The organism is Flavobacterium sp. (assembly GCF_965262375.1).
Lineage (GTDB): Bacteria > Bacteroidota > Bacteroidia > Flavobacteriales > Flavobacteriaceae > Flavobacterium.
This window is the reverse complement of record NZ_OZ253527.1, coordinates 613,519-633,856: the sequence shown is the minus strand read 5'-3', so window position 1 is coordinate 633,856 and position 20,338 is coordinate 613,519. Positions and strand designations below refer to the sequence as shown.

Annotated in this window: 20 protein-coding genes; 17 read left to right on the top strand and 3 right to left on the bottom strand. The window is 34.6% G+C overall.

Going from position 1 to position 20,338, the window contains the following annotated elements; translation table 11 throughout:
• Positions 1–45 precede the first annotated feature (45 nt).
• The 15 genes from hemE to feoB all read left to right on the top strand — a co-directional run bounded on the left by hemE (position 46) and on the right by feoB (position 14,016).
• Complete coding sequence (hemE, locus tag ACQY29_RS02950; protein WP_428223768.1) at positions 46–1,107, top strand: uroporphyrinogen decarboxylase; 1,062 nt, start codon at positions 46–48, stop codon at positions 1,105–1,107.
• Between the two features lie 281 nt (positions 1,108–1,388).
• Positions 1,389–1,982, top strand: a complete 594-nt coding sequence (locus tag ACQY29_RS02945; RefSeq protein WP_428225860.1) for a transposase — start codon at positions 1,389–1,391, stop codon at positions 1,980–1,982.
• A gap of 47 nt (positions 1,983–2,029) precedes the next feature.
• Complete coding sequence (locus ACQY29_RS02940) at positions 2,030–2,575, top strand: GNAT family N-acetyltransferase (protein WP_428223767.1); 546 nt, start codon at positions 2,030–2,032, stop codon at positions 2,573–2,575.
• A gap of 62 nt (positions 2,576–2,637) precedes the next feature.
• Positions 2,638–3,957, top strand: a complete 1,320-nt coding sequence (locus ACQY29_RS02935) for a TlpA family protein disulfide reductase (RefSeq protein WP_428223766.1) — start codon at positions 2,638–2,640, stop codon at positions 3,955–3,957.
• Between the two features lie 22 nt (positions 3,958–3,979).
• A complete protein-coding gene (hemF, locus tag ACQY29_RS02930; protein ID WP_428223765.1) occupies positions 3,980–4,882 on the top strand; it encodes an oxygen-dependent coproporphyrinogen oxidase in 903 nt (300 codons plus the stop codon).
• 4 nt (positions 4,883–4,886) lie between these two features.
• Positions 4,887–5,921 (top strand): DUF4421 family protein, encoded by a 1,035-nt coding sequence (locus ACQY29_RS02925; protein WP_428223764.1) that lies wholly within the window; start codon positions 4,887–4,889, stop codon positions 5,919–5,921.
• A gap of 11 nt (positions 5,922–5,932) precedes the next feature.
• On the top strand, positions 5,933–6,940 hold the full coding sequence (gene hemB / locus ACQY29_RS02920) for a porphobilinogen synthase (protein WP_428223763.1): 1,008 nt from the start codon (positions 5,933–5,935) through the stop codon (positions 6,938–6,940).
• Positions 6,941–6,973: 33 nt separating this feature from the next.
• The gene (locus ACQY29_RS02915) at positions 6,974–7,357 is read left to right on the top strand and encodes a c-type cytochrome (protein WP_428223762.1); all 384 of its coding nucleotides are present in this window, start codon (positions 6,974–6,976) and stop codon (positions 7,355–7,357) included.
• Between the two features lie 96 nt (positions 7,358–7,453).
• Positions 7,454–7,927: a methylated-DNA--[protein]-cysteine S-methyltransferase gene (locus tag ACQY29_RS02910; RefSeq protein WP_428223761.1), complete on the top strand. Its 474-nt coding sequence runs from the start codon at positions 7,454–7,456 to the stop codon at positions 7,925–7,927.
• A 78-nt stretch (positions 7,928–8,005) separates the two neighbouring features.
• On the top strand, positions 8,006–8,719 hold the full coding sequence (locus ACQY29_RS02905) for a 3'-5' exonuclease (protein ID WP_428223760.1): 714 nt from the start codon (positions 8,006–8,008) through the stop codon (positions 8,717–8,719).
• A 49-nt stretch (positions 8,720–8,768) separates the two neighbouring features.
• Complete coding sequence (locus ACQY29_RS02900) at positions 8,769–9,380, top strand: hypothetical protein (protein ID WP_428223759.1); 612 nt, start codon at positions 8,769–8,771, stop codon at positions 9,378–9,380.
• Between the two features lie 83 nt (positions 9,381–9,463).
• Entirely contained in the window at positions 9,464–10,909 is a 1,446-nt protein-coding gene (locus ACQY29_RS02895) for a nucleoside recognition domain-containing protein (protein WP_428223758.1), read from the top strand.
• 66 nt (positions 10,910–10,975) lie between these two features.
• Complete coding sequence (locus ACQY29_RS02890) at positions 10,976–11,599, top strand: hypothetical protein (protein WP_428223757.1); 624 nt, start codon at positions 10,976–10,978, stop codon at positions 11,597–11,599.
• Between the two features lie 87 nt (positions 11,600–11,686).
• Positions 11,687–11,923, top strand: coding sequence for a FeoA family protein (locus tag ACQY29_RS02885; protein WP_428223756.1), 237 nt, complete (start codon positions 11,687–11,689; stop codon positions 11,921–11,923).
• Complete coding sequence (gene feoB, locus ACQY29_RS02880; protein ID WP_428223755.1) at positions 11,923–14,016, top strand: ferrous iron transport protein B; 2,094 nt, start codon at positions 11,923–11,925, stop codon at positions 14,014–14,016. The genes ACQY29_RS02885 and feoB overlap by 1 nt, the downstream gene beginning before the upstream one ends.
• 177 nt (positions 14,017–14,193) lie before the next feature.
• Here the strand turns inward: feoB and ACQY29_RS02875 are convergent, their stop codons facing one another.
• From ACQY29_RS02875 to ACQY29_RS02865, 3 genes are all read right to left on the bottom strand, one after another.
• Positions 14,194–14,586: a hypothetical protein gene (locus tag ACQY29_RS02875; protein WP_428223754.1), complete on the bottom strand. Its 393-nt coding sequence runs from the start codon at positions 14,584–14,586 to the stop codon at positions 14,194–14,196.
• A gap of 80 nt (positions 14,587–14,666) precedes the next feature.
• Positions 14,667–16,541 (bottom strand): Nramp family divalent metal transporter, encoded by a 1,875-nt coding sequence (locus ACQY29_RS02870; protein ID WP_428223753.1) that lies wholly within the window; start codon positions 16,539–16,541, stop codon positions 14,667–14,669.
• Positions 16,538–17,197: a metal-dependent transcriptional regulator gene (locus tag ACQY29_RS02865; protein ID WP_428223752.1), complete on the bottom strand. Its 660-nt coding sequence runs from the start codon at positions 17,195–17,197 to the stop codon at positions 16,538–16,540. The genes ACQY29_RS02870 and ACQY29_RS02865 overlap by 4 nt, the downstream gene beginning before the upstream one ends.
• An 88-nt stretch (positions 17,198–17,285) precedes the next feature.
• Between ACQY29_RS02865 and ACQY29_RS02860 the strand changes: the two genes are divergently transcribed.
• Entirely contained in the window at positions 17,286–18,002 is a 717-nt protein-coding gene (locus ACQY29_RS02860) for a transporter (protein WP_428223751.1), read from the top strand.
• Positions 18,003–18,071: 69 nt separating this feature from the next.
• Positions 18,072–20,324: a TonB-dependent receptor gene (locus ACQY29_RS02855; protein ID WP_428223750.1), complete on the top strand. Its 2,253-nt coding sequence runs from the start codon at positions 18,072–18,074 to the stop codon at positions 20,322–20,324.
• Positions 20,325–20,338 lie beyond the last annotated feature (14 nt).

Sequence of the window (20,338 nt, the reverse complement as noted above, 5' to 3'; positions counted from 1 at the left end):
AATTTGTAGAGAACAGAAATAAATTATTAAAAATACAAGTAAAATATGAACGATACCAATATTCCCCCTTTGGGGGCTAGGGGGCTTAAAAACGACCTATTCTTAAGAGCATTAAAAGGAGAAACTGTAGAACGTCCACCGGTATGGATGATGCGTCAAGCAGGAAGATATTTACCAGAATTCAGAGCCTTACGTGATAAATATGATTTTTTCACGCGTTGTGAGACCCCTGAATTAGCGGCTGAAATTACGGTTCAACCTATCCGAATTGTAAAACCAGATGCGGCGATTCTATTTTCAGATATCCTAGTAGTTCCAAGAGCTATGGGAATTCACGTGGAATTAAAGGATAATTTAGGGCCTATTATTCCACATCCTATTCGTACAATGGAGCAAGTGGAACAAGTTTTTATCCCAAATATTGAAGAAAGCTTGGGTTATGTGATGGATGCCATCAAATTGACTAAGGAAATGCTGAATGACGAAGTGCCTTTGATAGGTTTTGCAGGTTCTCCATGGACCATCTTTTGTTATGCTGTAGAAGGAAAAGGGTCTAAAAGTTTTGATACCGCTAAAGGTTTCTGCTTCTCAAATCCTGTTGCAGCACATAGCTTATTGCAAAAAATTACCGATACGACCATTTTATACTTGAAAGAAAAAGTAAAATCAGGGGTGAATGCGGTGCAAATTTTCGATTCTTGGGGCGGTATGTTATCACCAGTAGATTACCAAGAATTCTCTTGGAAATACATCAACCAAATCGTGGAAGCATTAGCTGAAGAAACAGAAGTTATTGTTTTCGGAAAAGGCTGTTGGTTTGCGTTGAACGAAATGTCAAAATCAAAAGCATCCGCTTTAGGAGTGGATTGGACGTGTTCACCTACTAATGCTCGTTATTTAACAGGTGGCAACATTACGTTACAAGGAAACTTCGACCCATCTCGTTTGTTATCACCAATACCAACCATCAAGAAAATGGTACACGAAATGATTGACGAATTCGGAAAAGATAAATATATTGTAAATTTAGGACACGGTATTTTGCCAAATATTCCTGTGGACCATGCGAAAGCTTTTATTGAAGCAGTGAAGGAGTATAATCAGTAATCAGTTTTCCTGCAAGGTTTTCAAAACCTTGTAGGATTCTAAATATATAAATCCAATAGGGAAATTATATCAGCAATCCTTTAGTACCAACAGATGAAAATCAGTTACATAATTTTATCATGGTTAATTCGGAAAGATTAAAATATTATTTCCCAATTACTTTAGCTCTAAATACAACTTTAGAAAAGATTAAAGATATATTGCTGCTAAGACAAAAAGTATTGGAAATAAATGAAAAATAAATTTTATACTTTTATATAAATTCTGGAAATCATAGTTAAATATATCCTGCAAGGTTTTCAAAACCTTGTAGGTCTGAAAATTTAAAATCAGAAGTTTTAGAAAAGGATTGTTTTTATCATATATATAACCGTGGAAATAACGGGGAAACTATTTTCATTACCGATGGAAACAAATCTTATTTTCTAAGATTAATGAAGAAGTATTTTGAAAATGTTTTAAGTATATATTCCTATTGTTTGATGGATAACCATTTTCATTTGGTTGTTCAACTAAAAGAAGAGGAAAAGGTGGTTACGCAAAAATTATCTAATTTTTTTAATGCCTATGCTAAAGCTTTTAACAAGGAACAAAATAGAACAGGTAGCTTATTTGAAAAGCATTTTAGAAGGATAAAACTGAATGACGAAGAGTATTTGAAAAATCTTATTATTTATATACATCTAAATCCAAAGCATCATTTAGATGTTGATTTTGAAACTTTTAAATTTTCTTCGTATGCTTCAATTTTGAGTGATAAACTGACTAGTTTGAAAAGAGAGGAAGTGATTGAATTGTTTGATACTGTAGAAAATTTTATATTTTGTCATAAACAAAAAGCAATGCAGTTATCTGAAAAATATACTTTTGAATAAATTAAAAAAATACCTACAAGGTTTTGTAAACCTTGCAGGATTGCAAAATGGAAAATAAATTTAAGAATTTTGATATCAATCCTTTAGTACCATCCGATGTAAATCAGTTGCATGATTTTATTATGGCTAATTCGGAAAGATTAAAATATTATTTTCCAGTTACTTTAGCCCTAAATACAACTTTAGAAAAGACTGAAGAATATATTGCTACTAAGACTGTAGAGATTAAAGCTAAAACGAATTTTACTTTCGCAATTCGGAATAGTGTCAATCAGCAAATAGCGGGGTTAATGATTATTAAAAAAATTGATTGGAAAGTAAGACAAGCTGAATTTGCTTATTGTATAGGCGCAGAATTTGAAGGTCAAGGATTAACATCTTTTGCCGTAAGAGAAATGTCTAAATTTGCTTTTGAGAAGCTTGGTATTCAAACCATTCAAATAATAGCCCACAAAACCAATCGAGCTAGTTGTAAAGTCGCAGAAAAAAACGGTTTTATTTGGCAACGCACGTTATTGAAGGAGTTTACTCCTGTAAATGAGGAACCATTAGATATGGAACTGTATGAATTGTATGAGTTTGTTCGTCAATAAAGTTTGAAATAGAAAATGGGAAAGTTAAATTTTCCTAATAATCAATATACTTGAATTTAAATATGAAAATATTTCGTTTTTTTTTAATTTTAATTATTAGCATTCAAACATTTGCACAAAAAGTGACTAATGGTAGCCAAGGGTATCAAGTTACTATTGCGACTAAAAATTTAAAAGCTCAGAAGTTGCTTCTATTTATGAAATACGGAGTGAATAATCAAGTGGTTATTAGCGATAGTCTGACAATAAAAACGAACGATCAAAAAGTGGTTTTCAAGAAAAACCAAAATCTATTAGGGGTTATTTATTTTTTAAAATTAGCCTCTCAGCCTCAGGGAATTATGTTGGCTTTAGATAATGGTACTCAAGCCAGTTTAGAATTGTATGATGCAAATGTTGAAAACATTAATTGTGTGCAGAGTAATTTGAATAAGGATTTTATAGCCTATCAGCGACTAAAAAAAACAGAAAATTCAAGTGTTCAATTAAAAATATTGCGAAACACTTTACTTCCAAAATATCCCAAATCAATAGTTAATCTTTATTTGAGAATAGAAGATAAAATTCTAGAAAATGCTCCCTCCACTATTGAAGAAAAAATAAAGTTTAATCATAGTTTTTTTACCACGATAGATAAGAGTGACCAGAGAATTTATTTGTTGCCCAATATTAACCAGTATCTCTATGCATTTACAATATCTACTCCTGTAACGGATGACTATTATAAAAAAAATATAGATTATGTTTTGAAAGGTATGGATTGTAAATCCAGAAATTATCAGGTATATGCTCGTTGGTTTCTTTCTAATTTAAGTTATTTTGAATCTTTTAATCTGGATCTATCCTTTAATCATCTTTTTAAAAATTATATTGAATCTAATTCATGTAAATTGTTTTCAGATAGTGAATTAGTCACCTTTAGAACCAAATCGATAACAAATACGTTGTTACCCAATTATATCAAATTGCCTTCAATCTCTTTTGTTGACAAGGAAAATAAGACTTTCAGTTTAGAAACTTCTTATGCTAATTATGATTATACATTCTTGGCGTTTTTTAGTCCTAGTTGCCATCATTGTCAACAAACTATGCCTATAGCAAGTAGTACTTTTGCAGCTTTAAAATTAAAATACCCAAATAAAAAAATTCAATTGATTACTGTTTTAAATGATGCGGACGAATCGCAATGGCAGCAATTTATAGCCGAACGCAAGTTGAGCGGATGGCTGAATTTAAAATCAGATGACCCTAAAAGAAAATATCAAAGTGAACTAAATGCTTTTTCAAATCCCAATTTTTTCTTAGTCGATTCAAAAGGACATATTCATTTAAAGTCTTTTAATCCAAAAGCAATAGAAGAAATTTTTTTGAAGAAAATATAGTTTAATTTTGTAAAAAATAAAGATGAAAGAACAATTCTATAGCTACATACAAACCCTTCAAGACCAAATTTGTAAAGGACTTGAAGATATAGACGGAGTGGCAAAATTCCGTGAAGACTTATGGGACAGACCTGAAGGCGGAGGTGGTCGCACACGCGTGATTGAAAACGGAGCTGTTTTTGAAAAAGGCGGTGTAAATATTTCGGCCGTTCATGGCAAATTACCCGACACCATGCAAAAAATGTTCGGGGTAGGTGAAGCTGATTTCTTTGCTTGTGGACTGAGTTTGGTTATTCATCCTAAGAGTCCTATGGTGCCCACAGTACATGCCAACTGGCGTTATTTTGAAATGTATGACGATAACGGTACCATAATCAATCAATGGTTTGGTGGTGGACAAGATTTAACGCCTTATTATTTGTTTGAAGAAGATGCTATTCATTTTCATCAAACCTGTAAAACGGCTTGCGATAAACATAATTTGGAATTTTATCCCAACTATAAAAAGAAATGCGACGAGTATTTCTGGAATGCACATCGCAATGAAGCTCGTGGTGTAGGTGGGTTGTTTTTTGATTATTTGAAAGCGACTGATGCTATGAAAATGGAAGATTGGTTCAATTTTGTAACCGAAGTAGGAAATTCTTTCCTGCAAGCGTATGTTCCTATTGTACAAAGAAGAAAAGATTTGCCATTTACCCAAGAGCAACGCACCTGGCAAGAAATTCGTCGTGGTCGTTATGTCGAATTCAATTTGGTTCACGACAAAGGAACTTTATTTGGACTGAAAACGAACGGAAGAATAGAAAGTATACTAATGAGTTTACCACCGCATGTACAATGGGTATACGACCATCACCCAGAAGCGGGAAGTGAAGAGGAAAAATTACTAGAAGTTCTAAAAAATCCTAAGGACTGGTTATAATACGATGCGATATCTTTTTATGCTACTTTTAGTGATTGGAAATGGTTTTTTACTTGCTCAAAACAGAGTGGGTGAAATAAACCATGCAGAACACTATAATTACAAATTAGATTACCGTGTAAACTATTTTGATAAAATGATTTTCAAAGTAGATGTCAATACGGATATTGATAATTTTTATATCCCAAAATTAAATTATACAAACGATAGACGAAGTATTTTTTCGCCTGACGAGCAGTTAAAACTTAGATTCTCATTTGATTATAAGTTTCTAGGTATAAGTTATTCATTTTCACCTGATTTTATACCTGAAAATAATTACAAGAAGGCTGATACCAAGACACTTGATTTGAGTTTTAAGTTTTTTTATTCTGACCGTTTGCGTCAAGAAGTTATATTTAAACAAGTAAAAGGGTTTACATTAAAGAATCCGGATGATTTGTCGCCCATTGATGTTTTTAATGATTTGCAAATCAATACGCTGGGAGGGAAAACATTTTATATTATGAATAATAACTTTTCCTATCGCGCTTATGAATCTCAAACAGAACGGCAATTGAAAAGTGCAGGAACTTTTATGCCTTCTTTATCGTATTATTTGAATAATTTATATACAAATAACCCCAATCATAATATTGAATCTTTAAGTCGAATTCGTTCCTTTGATTTACGATTTCAGTTTGGGTATATGTATAATTATGTGATCAATAAAACATGGTTCGCCACAGGAGGTTTACATCCAGGTATAGGAATTAATGCGTCTAAAAGTTATTATGAAAACTCAGGCTTTACGCGTGAAGAAAATAACCCTAAAGTATTGCATTACAATTTTGATTTTAATTTTTCTTTAGGTTATAATCATGAGAACTTTTTTTCAGGAATAAGCGCTAATTATAAAAATTACCAATACGATAATAGCAAAATAAGTGATATTATGAGCACTAAATTTAATGCTTTACTTTTTATTGGTTATCGTTTTAACGAGGTTAAGGGGGTTAAAAAAGTTTTTGAAACCCTAGAAAAGAAATTGCATTTATAAAAAATAAAAATATGTTTCCATTACACAGAGGTAGAAGATTACGAGTGAACGAAAGTATCCGTTCCATAGTTAGAGAAACGAGTTTGAGTCCAGCCGACTTTATGTTTCCTATGTTTATCATGGAAGGGGAAAACACAAAAGTAGAAATTCCATCAATGCCAGGAATTTTTCGCCGCACACTCGATTTAACGGTAGAAGAAGTTAAAGAATTATTTGCTTTAGGCATTCGTGCTGTGAATATTTATGTTAAAGTAAATGACGATTTAAAGGATAATACAGGAAAAGAAGCTTGGAACCCAGAAGGTTTGATGCAACGTGCCATTCGTGCCATTAAAAGTGCTTGTCCAGAAATGTTGGTGATGCCAGATGTAGCTTTAGACCCTTATTCGATTTACGGTCATGATGGAATTATTGCAGATGGGGATGTAGCAAACGATGCTACCAATGAAGCTTTAGTAAAAATGGCTGTTTCTCATGCCGAAGCAGGCGCCGATTTTGTGGCGCCTAGTGACATGATGGATGGTCGTGTGTTGCGTTTGCGACAAGGGTTAGATGCTGCAGGTTTTCATAACGTAGGAATTATGAGTTACTCGGCTAAATACGCTTCGGCTTTTTACGGGCCATTCCGCGACGCCTTAGATTCTGCACCAAAAGATGCGGATGTTAAAGTACCAAAAGATAAGAAAACCTATCAAATGGATTATGCAAACCGTATAGAAGCGGTTAAAGAAGCTTTGTGGGATGTAGAAGAAGGTGCTGATATGGTTATGGTTAAACCTGGAATTGCTTATTTGGATATCGTTCGAGAAGTAAAAGACGCTGTTGATGTACCCGTAACGGTTTTCCATGTTTCGGGTGAGTATGCTATGATTAAAGCAGCTTCAGAAAGAGGTTGGTTAGACCATGATAAAATTATGATGGAACAATTGATGTGTATTAAACGTGCGGGTGCGAGTTTGATTTCTACCTATTTTGCTAAAGAAGCTGCAATTTTGTTGAATGATATATCTCATAGATAATACTATCTCTTGGAAGTAACTTTGAAATAAAAAATGAAAAAAATTATAGCCACTCTTATCGTTTTAAGTTTGTTTTCTTGTAAAAAAGAAAATCAAGAAAATTTTGGAAAGCCCTCGGAAACAGTAACCGAGACTGCCGCTCAAAAACCTGTAGATTTAGGGAAAGAAATTTTTGAGGGCAAAGGGACTTGTTTCAGTTGCCACAAAGCTGAGGTAAAAACAGTAGGACCTTCCTTGAAAGATATTGCTAAAATTTACAAAGAAAAAAAGGGAAATATAGTGGCTTTTTTACAAGAAAAGAGCGAACCTATTGTAGACCCAAGTCAATTTGCGACTATGAAAACCAATTTTGCTATTACTAGAAATCTTCCTGAGGAAGAACTAAAAGCCTTAGAGGCGTATATTTTGAGTTTTTAAAATTTATTTAACTGCAGGTTACACAAAGTAGTTATGCAAAGTATACTTTAGTTTGTGCGCTTTGTGATAACTTTGTGTACCTTGTAGTTAAAAATCATGGAAATAGCCTTTATACATTCTCCCCTAGGTGTCACCAAAATTGAAGGGGATAAGGACGGTATTGCTATGATTTCTGTGTTGGCAGATGGAGAGGTTTCTCCAGTAATTCCTGAAGCACTCAAAGAAGCGGTACAACAACTACAAGAATATTTTGAAGGGACACGAACCGAGTTTACTTTCAAATTAAATCCCAAAGGCACTGAATTTCAACAAAAAGTTTGGAAAGAATTACTCAATATTCCTTTTGGGAAAACGACTTCATATCTAGAATTATCTAAAAAATTAGGCGATGTTAAGGCCATTAGAGCGGTTGCTTCTGCCAACGGTAAAAACCCATTGTGGATAGTGGTGCCTTGCCATCGTGTAATCGGTTCTGATGGTTCGTTAACCGGTTATGCTGGAGGATTATGGCGTAAACAATGGCTGCTGGAACATGAAAATCCAAATAAACAACAGCGTTTGTTCGGATAATTGACTTAAACAATTTTTATATTTAACTCAATTTACTATCTTTCGTTTGAAAATGTAATCTATAAAATAAGGTTTCTTATGATTGAAAAAATCCAACTCGAAAATATTTTATTTCTTGACATTGAAACGGTTCCCGAAGTGGGGCAATTTTCAGATTTGGATGATGTTAAAAAGGAACTTTTTGCCTTAAAAACGCAATACCAACGTAAAGACGATTTTACTCCAGAAGAATTTTATGATCGTGCGGGTATCTGGGCTGAATTTGGAAAAATCATTTGTATTTCTGTTGGTTTCTTTACTTTTAAAAGTGATATTAGACATTTTCGTGTTACCTCTTTTTGGGGCGATGAAGTGAAAATTCTCAGCGATTTTTCAAATCTATTGAATTCGCATTATAGTCATCCATACAATCTGCTTTGTGGACATAATGCTAAAGAATTCGATTTTCCATATATAGCACGTAGAATGATTATCAATCAGTTGCCTATTCCTCAAAAACTAAATCTTTTTGGCAAAAAACCTTGGGAAATTCCTCATTTGGATACTTTGGAATTATGGAAATTTGGTGACTATAAGCATTACACGTCACTTAAATTATTAACCAATGTGTTGGGCATCCCTTCGCCCAAAGACGATATTGATGGTAGTGAAGTAGCACGTGTTTTTTACCAAGAAAAAAATATTGATCGCATCATTACTTATTGCGAGAAAGATGTTGTTGCTGTTGGGCAAATCCTTTTACGCTTACGTGGTGAAGAACTCTTGATTGATGATGAAATAGTCTTTGTATAACAAATCTTATATTTCCTTTTACATTAATAATCTACTAAAAAATTGTTCCATGAAAAAGTTGCTTTTTAGTGTGTTTGTCTTTTTGACTTTTTTGCACACACAACATGCTCAGGAGTCAAATGTTGAATCTAAAAAATACCGTTTTGTTTTTCAAATGGATAACCGATTTTCAAGTCTTCGCGGTGTTGATATTTCTATTTTAGGCGGAAAGTTAGGCTTTCAATACAAAAAACTTTTTCGTCTAGGTTTAGGAACTTCTTTTATACTATGGCCTGTGACTATTTCTTATGTAAATAAAAAAACACATACCGTTACGGATAACAAAGTGAGTTTTTGGTATGTGAGTGTTTTCAACGATTGGATTTTATATAAAAACAAACATTGGGAATGTTTTTTGACAGAACAGGTTGGTTTTGGAAAACCGAGTTTTGTTAGGGAGGTTAACGATGCAGTTGTGAGTGATGTAAATATTCCGTTGTATGTTAATGAGGTTTCTGGTCAGGTAAACTATAAAATTACCGATTGGATAGGTGTAGGTACAGGTATTGGTTATAGGAACATATGGAATCAGAAAGCGGCTTTAAAAGCCACTTTTGACGCTCCCATTTATATAGGGAAAATAATAATTTATCCAGAGGGTTTGTTCGGTAATTCAAAATAGATGCCGCTAATTATAGATTTGTCCCTCTTAGTTGATTTGGTTAACCGGTTATAAAATAGTTACATTTACAAAAATTTACATTTATGGTTTTAAGCAGATTTTGGCTCGTAATATTCATTTCTTCAATTACTTTTATAGTAGTGAGTCTTTTCACAGGGAGTAATTATTCAACCGATTTTATTTTAAATGGAAAAAAAGACGACCCTGTTTTAGTGTCTGAGAAATATTTGAATCAAGTTCCAAAATTTGTTGCGGATAGCATTGAGAAAGCTCCAGAAATGACGCTTGTGGTTAATAATGACACTTTGAATGCCGACACAACCTACGTGTACAAAAACCAAACGGTTAAGTTATACAGCGGCGTGCAAAAAACAGATGGTTTATTACCTACCTGTAAAAACAGCTTGATGGATTTGATTCTGCCTTTGATGGCTTACTTAGCTTTCTTTTGTGGATTGATGGAGTTGCTTATTATTTCAGGAGCTTCGGAGAAATTAGCAAAGAAATTAAGTCCTCTTTTTGCTCAAGTATTTCCTTCTATTCCTAAAAATCACGAATCAATTTCATACATGACTTTAAATTTTGCAGCTAATTTCCTAGGTCTAGATTCGGCAGCAACACCTTTTGGATTAAAGGCGATGCAAAGTTTACAAGAGTTAAATCCAGAAAAAGATAAAGCGAGCGATGCACAAATCATGTTTATGTGCTTGCATGCCGCAGGACTTACTTTAATTCCTACCTCTATCATTGGTTACCGAGCGGCCGAAAATGCTGCGAACCCTGCCGATGTGATGTTGCCTTGTATTATTACCTCTTTTATCGGTACCATTGCCGCTTTGTTAATTGTGGGCATCCGTCAGCGCTTGAATTTCAAGAGTGTTGGCTTGTTAGCCGCTTTAATGGGCGTGATAGGAGCTATCGTTGGTTTATTGTTTTACATAAACGGTTTGGACTTGATTGGTAAAAACATGTTTACAGGTAACTTATCCGGATTGATGTTGATTGCGATTATTGGATTTACCTTGGTTTTTTCATTCATCCATGAGAAGAAATTCACTGAAGCTGGTACAACCATTTTTGATACGTTTGTTGAAGGCGCACGCAATGGTGTGAATACCGGAGTAAAGATTTTTCCTTATGTAATGGGAATGTTAGTGGCAATTTCATTTTTTAGAAACAGTGGTTTATTTGAAATTATCAGTAATGGCATCAGTTTTGTGTTCTCACAAATTGGTGTGAGTAAAGAAATTACCGATGGTTTGCCAGTAGCCTTATTGCGTCCGTTTAGTTCTGGTGGTTCGCGCGGTTTTATGATTGATGCCATGCGAAACTCTGGGGTAGACTCGTTTACGGGACGTTTGGTGTGTATTTTCCAGTGTAGTGCTGAGACTACGTTTTATGTTATTGCCGTTTATTTTGGTTCAGTGAATATAAAAAACACGCGTTATACATTAGCCACCATGTTATTGGTTGATTTTATTTGTGTACTAGCGGCTATAGCGGTAGCTAGTTGGTTTTTTATACGATAAGATATGCGCTACTGGATTTTCATTTTCATAAGTTTCCTTTTTAGTTGTAAAGATACACCTAAAAAGGTGGCAAAGTCAACTGCTCAGCCTGTTTCAAAAACTAGTGAGAAAACTGTTTTAAGCATTGATACTATTGCTTTTTCGCAGGGAAATTATGTTTTGGCTAAACTTTTATCTAAAACATATAGTAAGGACAGTATTTGTGATGCGACTTTTGCCCTTGAATTTAATTTTAAAAAGGAACCTAAGGCAGTTACTAAACTATATATAAAAGGTTTTGATGAAGGTTCTGAGTGGTATGGCAATTATGTATTAGACTCTGTTTATTCGCCTTTAAAAGAAATTTCTTTGGGTTATCCTGCCTGTGGCTATACGCGCAACCACTATTTATTTCATTTGAATAAAAAGAAACAACAGTTGATTCATGAATGGTACAGCATGGGCGACAGCGGATGGAGCAGTGGAGGCGAAATTGTGGGTGGTACTCAAAATCATATCATTTTCAGAAATGAATCTTTCCTGCCTGACGAGCAGAATACCGATTCTGAAACAGACGAATGGGGAATTAATGGGTTTTCCGATTCGATACATTTGGACTACCAAAATGGTACTTGGGTTAAGAAACTCATTACTCCTAAAGATAAGGTCTATCATTCGGTTAGAAAATCTTTTGAAGAGTATCATAAATAACATTCTCTTAACTCAAATGACATTTATCGTATCTAGATGAATTATATTTCTTATTTTTGTAATCTTAATTCAATCTAAATAAAATAGATGAAAATTAATTTGTCCCAATTAATCCAAGGTCAGAAAGGCATCATCGAAGATTTTGATATCGACCATGTCCCTTTAAAATTATTAGAAATGGGCTGTTTGCCTGGTAATGAAGTACAATTACTTCAGGTGGCTCCTATGGGCGACCCTTTGTATTTATTGGTCAACGATTCGCATCTTGCTATTCGTAAAGAAACGGCGCAAGCCATTCAAGTAACTATTTCTGACGCAAGCTAATGAAAGTTGGAAATATTAACATCGCATTAATCGGTAATCCCAATGTGGGGAAAACTTCAGTTTTTAATCAACTGACCGGCTTGAATCAACAAGTAGGAAATTATCCTGGAATTACTGTAGAGAAAAAAGTTGGCGTTTGCAAATTAGCCTCCAACCTAAAAGCCACCATTCTCGATTTACCAGGAACCTACAGTTTAAATGCAAGTTCGTTGGACGAAAATGTGGTTATCGAACTGTTGTTAAACAAAAACGACAAAGATTATCCTGATGTAGCCATCGTAGTTACGGATGTAGAAAACTTAAAAAGAAATCTTCTTTTATTTACGCAAATTAAAGACTTAGAAATCCCGACTATTTTGGTTGTCAATATGGCGGATAGGATGCGTTATAAAGGAATTTCTTTAGATATACCTTATTTAGAAAAAACATTAAAAACAAAGATTGCTTTAGTAAGTTCCCGCAAAGCAGAAGGCATTGAGGAATTAAAAAACTTAATTGTCAATTATAAAAACTTGCCTACTGAACCTTGCTTGAATGCTTCTGAAATTGACCCAGAATATTTCGGCAACCTGCGCAAAGCTTTTCCGAATCAATTGTTATACAAACTTTGGTTGGTAATTACACAGGATGTTAATTTTGTAAACTTAGACCGTAAGGAATTACCGAATCCTTCGTTTACCAAGTCGAAAGATCATTTAAAAAAATTACAACATAAAGAAACCATCAAACGCTATCAGTTTATCAATGATACCTTGAAACGTGGACAAGCCATTGATATTCACCAAGCGAAGGACCTAAGAAGCCGATTAGACCGTGTTTTGATGCACAAAGTGTATGGCTATGTGATTTTCTTTTTGGTATTAATGCTCATTTTTCAATCCATTTTTGATTGGGCGAGTATCCCGATGGACTTTATTGACGGTACTTTTGCTACACTGTCAACATGGGTGGCTACTCAAATGCCCGCGGGAATTTTAACCGATTTAATCACTCAAGGGATTATTCCAGGCATAGGAGGAATTATTATATTTATTCCGCAGATTGCCTTTTTATTTATGTTCATTTCCATTTTAGAAGAAAGTGGTTATATGAGTCGTGTGGTATTCATTATGGACAAAGCCATGCGCCGATTTGGCTTGTCTGGAAAAAGTGTTGTTCCATTAATTTCAGGTACAGCTTGTGCTATTCCAGCCATTATGGCCACCCGAAACATTGAAAACTGGAAAGAACGTTTGATTTCTATTTTGGTTACTCCATTTACAACCTGTTCCGCACGTTTGCCTGTTTATGCTATCATTATTTCCATTATAGTGCCTAACCAGCGAATTTTATATATCTTCAACATGCAAGGCTTTGCACTGATGGGCATGTACCTCATCGGATTTGCAATGGCTTTAATTTCTGCTTGGATATTACACAAAACATTAGACATTCGTTCTAATTCGTATTTTGTGGTTGAAATGCCTAATTACAAGTTGCCTATGTTTAAAAACGTAGCCATCAATGTAGTTGAAAAAACAAAATCCTTTGTATTAGGCGCTGGTAAAATCATTTTGGCATTATCTATAGTGTTGTGGTTTTTAGCGTCGTATGGTCCTGGTAAAGACTTTGATAATGCGGCTCAAATTATTACTAGTCAAAATCCGTCGGGCAAAGATGTAACAGCTAAAATTGCAGCTTACAAATTAGAAAATTCTTATATAGGTCATGTGGGTAAAACCATAGAACCTGTCATACAACCTTTAGGATACGACTGGAAAATTGGTATTGCCTTAGTATCCTCGTTTGCGGCACGAGAAGTTTTTGTAGGTACCTTAGCCACCATTTATAGTATTGGTGATTCGGAAGACCAAGATAATACGGTAAAAAACAGATTAGCACAGGAAGTAAACGCGCAAACAGGCGATAAGCTTTTTAATACCGCTACTGGGGTTTCACTCTTGTTATTTTATGCTTTTGCAATGCAATGTATGAGTACATTGGCGATAACGAAAAAAGAAACTAATGGCTGGAAATGGCCGTTAATTCAATTGGTTTTTATGTCAGGATTTGCTTATACCGTAGCATTTATAGCCTACCAATTATTAAAGTAATTGTTACTTAATACTAAATTTGAATTGAAAACAGTAACTTATTTATTAAAAAAATAAAATGTTTCAACAGATTGTTGCTTTTGGATTACTGATTGTCGCATTAGTATATCTTGCGAAGAAATTCTTGTTTAAGAAAAAATCAAATAAGAAAAACTGCGATAACGATTGCGGTTGTCACTAATAACCCAATTCAATTTTATAGTCCTTTTTGTCAAGAGGTTTTTTTTGAGAAGGACCAGGTGTTACCACAACAGACTGTAATGCTTTTTTTGTTTTAGGCAATCGCTTGGCAAACCAGGCAATAATTTCTTCTTGATTATGCGGATTAAGGGTCAATTGTGTTTGTTCAATTAACTTTTGATGATCATAAACGGCAACTGCTATTGTAACTTCGCCCGCCCATATACATTGTACCCCTTCTGGACAACGTGAATCGTTAATGACCTTCTCTAAGACAATTTCACGGGTATCTTTGGCGTCTAATTTTTGGTCTATTTGAGTGATATGCTGAGCTGAGCTACAGGAAGTGAGCGCAGTAATAAAGCTAAAAAGGGCTATAAATTTTTTCATAAAAATGGATTATTCAAAGATACAGGAATTGTAACAAAATTTATGCTAATTTGAATAATCCACCAAAAATATTTCAATTGTTAATCTATTTTTACAATGTACAATGGAATTGAGATGGAGTGTCGTAATTTATCCACTGTAGTTCCGAATAAAATGTCTTTGTATCCGGTATGTCCATGTGTACCCATTACCAAAATATCATAATTGCTAGCGTTTACAATTTTGGCTATGGCCCGAGTGGGTTTGCCAAAACCTAATTTAACCTCTATTTTGTACCCCAAATGCACCAAATTTTCCTTGTACATATTCAAAAGTTTTTCATCTATTTTGGTCTCTTGGTCTTTGATATTTTTTCCATACATAATGGCGCCAACACTTTCTACCACGTGTATTAAAGTATAGTTCGCTTCTTTTCCACCTAATTCTAAAGCATGGTTTAAAGCTAACTCATCGGCATTTGAAAAATCAAGAGCAATAGCAATATTTTTTCTGCTTATTTCAAAATTTGGATTAAATTCAACACTTACATGATGCATGGAATTTTCTTTTTTGTCTATTTCCCCTTTTCTAATAAAAGGTTTGATTATAATGTATAAAAGTAGTAGTGCAAAACCTACCGCAATGGGTACTACAATCAAACCTGTGAGTGTGGGGTATTCCGCATTTTCAATAAGATTTTGAATTTCACCCACAACTAACTTTGCATTCAACCCTACAATCACCAAGGCAATTAACCAAGCAATGATTTGTGTTATTTTACCAATTTCAAAACCATTCATTTTTTCTTTATCACTTACAAAATGAATTAGTGGAATGATTGCAAAACCGAGTTGCATGCTCAAAATTACCTGACTAAAAATTAACATCTTACCGGTTACTGCCTCTCCAAAAATGGAAATAACAATCACAGCGGGCACTATGGCAATTAATCGTGTCAAAATACGACGTACCCATGGTTGAATGCGTAAATTCAAATACCCTTCCATCACAATTTGCCCTGCTAAAGTACCCGTAATAGTAGAGCTTTGTCCCGCGGCAATCAACGCAATTGCAAATAAAGCAGCGGCCCATTTAGTACCTAGCATTGGTGCTAATAATTGATGCGCATCCTGGATTTCAGCCACATCATATAATCCATTTTTATAAAAAGTTGCCGCTGCCAAAATCAAAATGGCTGCATTAACAAAAAAGGCTAAGTTGAGAGCGATGGCTGAATCAATAAAATTATATTTAATAGCTTGACGAATTCCTGTTGAGCTTCTGTCAAATTTACGTGTTTGTACTAAGGAAGAATGCAGATACAAATTGTGTGGCATTACCGTTGCTCCTATAATACCAATGGCAATATATAAAGCATCTTGATTTTGAATACTCGGGATTAAACCACTAGCTATTTTACCGAGTTCCGGTTGCGCGAAGAGCATCTCAAAAATGAAAGAAACCCCAATAATGGCCACCAAAACAATTATAAAAGCTTCCATCTTTCGGATACCTTTATTGATTAAGAACAAGAGTAAAAAGGTATCTAAAACCGTTATAGCAACGCCTTGCAACAAGGGAATATCAAATAACAAATTAAGCCCAATGGCCATACCTAACACTTCGGCTAAATCGCATGCTGCTATGGCTATTTCCGCTAAAATATACAGCAAAATATTTACAAAGGGTGAATAGGTTTCACGAGACGCTTGCGCTAAATCTCTTTGGGTAACTATGCCCAAACGTGCACTCAAACTTTGTAGCAACAAAGCCATCAGATTACTCATTAATAATACCCATAACAAACTGTAACCAAATTGACTTCCTCCCGCTAAATCTGTTGCCCAGTTTCCTGGGTCCATATACCCTACACTTATTAAGTAAGCTGGCCCTAAGAAAGCTAAGGTACGTTTTAACCAACTGGTTTTATTCTGGGTCGAGACACTTTCGTGTACTTCTTCTAAGGACTTACTCATGATTGTACTGGTTTTACAAATAAATTTTCAGCGATTTTATGAGAAATAGTTAATGGCTTTCCGCTTACTTCAATATGTAACGAAGCATCAAATTCCTCTTTGCTGACAATGTTTAGTATAACTCCTAGCGAAATATTCTGTTTGTCTAAATACTGTAGGAATTCAACCGAAGAATTTTTTACCCCAACAAAGAGGTAGGATGAGTTTGTAGTAGCTTCACTTAACACTAGTTTATGCATCATTTTTATTTCTCCATTCTTGTTGGGTATGGGGTCACCGTGCGGGTCAAAAGATGGGAAATCGAGAAATTCATCTAATTTATCGGTCAATTTTTCAGATTGTATATGCTCTAATTCCTCAGCGATTTCATGCACTTCATCCCAAGCAAACCCCAGTTTTTTGACCAAAAAAACTTCCCATAAACGATGCTTACGGATAATCATTTTTGCGGCAAGCAATCCCTTTTCTGTTAATGTTACTCCTTGATATTTTTGATAATCGACTAATTCTTTTTCAGCCAATTTTTTCAGCATATCTGTTACTGAAGAGGCTTTGGTCTCCATCATTAAGGCAATGGCATTGGTATTAACCCCTTTGGGAGTCGCTCCATGTAGATGGTATATAACTTTTAAATAATTTTCTTCAGAATGTGTCAAACCTATTTTTATTAAATTTATAACAAATTTAGTGATTTTTTACAAATACAAAAAAATAAAATTAGACGTGACTAAAAAATGTAATTATATGAAAATCTTTTGGTTAGCCTTTTTGTTTAGCTTGAACGGCATTGCTCAAGAGCTTCCCATTCAACCCGAAGAAACACCCTATTTACTTAAACCTTGGCAAATTCAATTAGAAAACAGTTTAACCTTACGAAATGAAACAAAAACTACAAACACTATTATACTTCCCAATACTCTTTTCAAAATGGGAATTTTAAAAAAATTAGAATTCAGATTCGGGCTAGAACACCAACTCGTACACATCGAAACGCAACAAAATGGTTTCAATCCTTTTATTGTGGGCTTTAAAACGAAATTATGGAAAGAATATAAAGCGCTCCCCGAAGCAGCGCTTGTGGCCCAAACAACCATACCCAAATGGGCAACTCATGAATTCCAACAAGACCATTGGGCACCTGAACTTCAAGTACTACTCCAGGGAAATTATACCGAGAGTTTCTCTATGAATTACAATTTTGGCACAAAATGGGACGGCTTTACCTCTAATCCTTTTTATACTTACAAAATAACAGCGGGCTATATGCTAACTAAAAAGTGGTGTTTATATGCCGAAGTTTTTGGACATCAACATGTAGAATCCCCTTCTCATGTAAGCTATAATAATGGGTTGATGTTTCAAATAAATGAAAATATGATGCTGGATGTATCTGGAGGATTGGGAATAAATAAAGAAGCACCACGAAGCTTTTGCGCCCTTATTTTTTCCTTTCGTTTATAGTAAATTGTTAATAGTTTAGGTAGATATTTATTTATTTTTTAGCTTTGTCTAAAAATTATTTTTTAGATAATGAAAACATGTTTTATATATTTCCTATTGTTACTTCCTTTTGGAGCACTACAAGCACAATATAGCTTGGAGGGGCGTATAATGACCGACACGCTGAGTATGCCCAATACGGTTGTGAAATTAAACAACCAAAAAAAGACAACTACAGACCTTAACGGGATGTTTCGATTTGAAAATTTACCTGCTGGGAACTATGAAATCTGTGTGAGTGAAAAAGGTTTTAAAAAATTCAAAACAAACATCGCGTTAGAAAGCAATCAATTTATCACGTTAACATTAGAACCCGAAGAAACTAAATCAAATTTAATTGATGAAATTGTGGTGACAGGCACTCTGAAACCTATTAGTCGTTTAGAGAGCGCTGTACCCGTTGAAGTTTTTAAACCTTCATTTTTCAAAAAAAATCCTGTTTCAAACATTTTTGAGGGCCTCCAAAATGTTAATGGAGTGCGTCCACAACTAAATTGCAATATTTGTAATACTGGCGACATCCATATCAACGGTTTAGAAGGCCCCTATACTTTGGTACTTATTGATGGCATGCCGATAGTAAGTGGATTATCAACAGTGTATGGCTTATCGGGAATTCCTAACGCATTGATTGAAAGAGTTGAAGTGGTAAAAGGACCTGCTTCGTCATTGTATGGAAGTGAAGCGGTAGGTGGATTAATAAACATTATTACTAAAAATCCAAAAACAACTTCGCCTTTTTCGGTCGATATGTTTACCAACAGTTGGGGAGAAACCAACGTAGATTTTGGCGGTAAATTTGAAAACAATCATTTTTCTGTCTTAACAGGAATCAATTATTTTAATTATACAAATCCTGTGGACAATAATCACGACAATTTCACAGACGTAACTATTCAAGACCGTATATCTGTTTTTCAAAAATGGAATTTAATTCGAAAAAATCACAAGCTATTTTCACTAGCCGGACGTTACTTTTATGAAGACCGCTGGGGTGGTGAACTACAATGGAATAAATCGTATCGAGGGGGGAATGAAGTATACGGTGAAAGTATTTATACGAGTCGTTATGAAGTATTAGGGTTATATGAATTTCCAACGGTTGAGAAATTGAAATTAAATTTTTCGTATACCAATCACAACCAAAACTCTGTCTATGGAACAACACCTTTCTTAGCACAACAAAACATAGGGTTTGCTCAACTTACCTGGGATAAAAACATAAAAAAGCATGATTTCCTCGTGGGAATTGCTGGGCGCTACCAATTTTATAACGACAATACACCTGCTACAGCACTGGCTGATAGAAATTGGATTCCAAGTATTTTTGCCCAAGATGAATTAAAACTGAATGAAAATCACAATATCCTACTGGGTTTTCGATACGATTATAATAAAAATCACGGAAATATTTTCACCCCACGATTTGCTTATAAATGGAAACCTAATAACCAAACCGTAGTACGACTAAATGCAGGCACAGGATTCCGAGTGGTAAATTTATTTACGGAGGAACATTCGGCGCTAACAGGGTCACGCAAGGTAGTTATAGCAGAAGATTTGCTACCAGAACAATCCTATAATATCAATGCTAATCTATTGAAAAAATGGTATCTAAAAAAAGGAGGCTTCATTAGTTGGGAGAATTCAATATGGATAACCCATTTTACAAACACCATTTTACCCGATTACGAAACCAATCCTGATGAAATTATTTATAAAAATCTTGATGGATTTGCGCGTTCTATGGGATGGAGCACAAACTTAGATGTGATTTTAGGTAATGGACTTAAAGCTACTCTTGGGGCTACTTTTATGGATGTTTATCGCAAAGAAAATGGAGTTAGAAAAAGTCAATTACTTACGGAGAAATTCTCAGGTACTTGGTCTATTTCTTATGCCATTCCAGAATGGTTTCTTTCGTTGGACTATACGGGTAATGTTTATGGTCCAATGAAATTACCGTTATTAGGTACTTTAGACCCAAGAAAACCCTATTCGTCCATGTATAGCATTCAAAATATTCAGTGTACTCTTACAAGAATTAAAAATTGCGAAATTTATTTAGGCGTAAAAAATCTATTAAATTGGACACCCAATCGTGGGAATCCTTTCTTAATTGCCCGTGCGCACGACCCGTTTGATAAAAACGTACAATACGATAGTCAAGGTCAAGTAATGGCTACTCCTGAGAATCCTTATGCCTTAACTTTTGACCCAACCTATGTATATGGACCTAATCAAGGATTGAGAAGTTTTATTGGTATTAGATATTCTTTGTAAGATAGTATATCTGT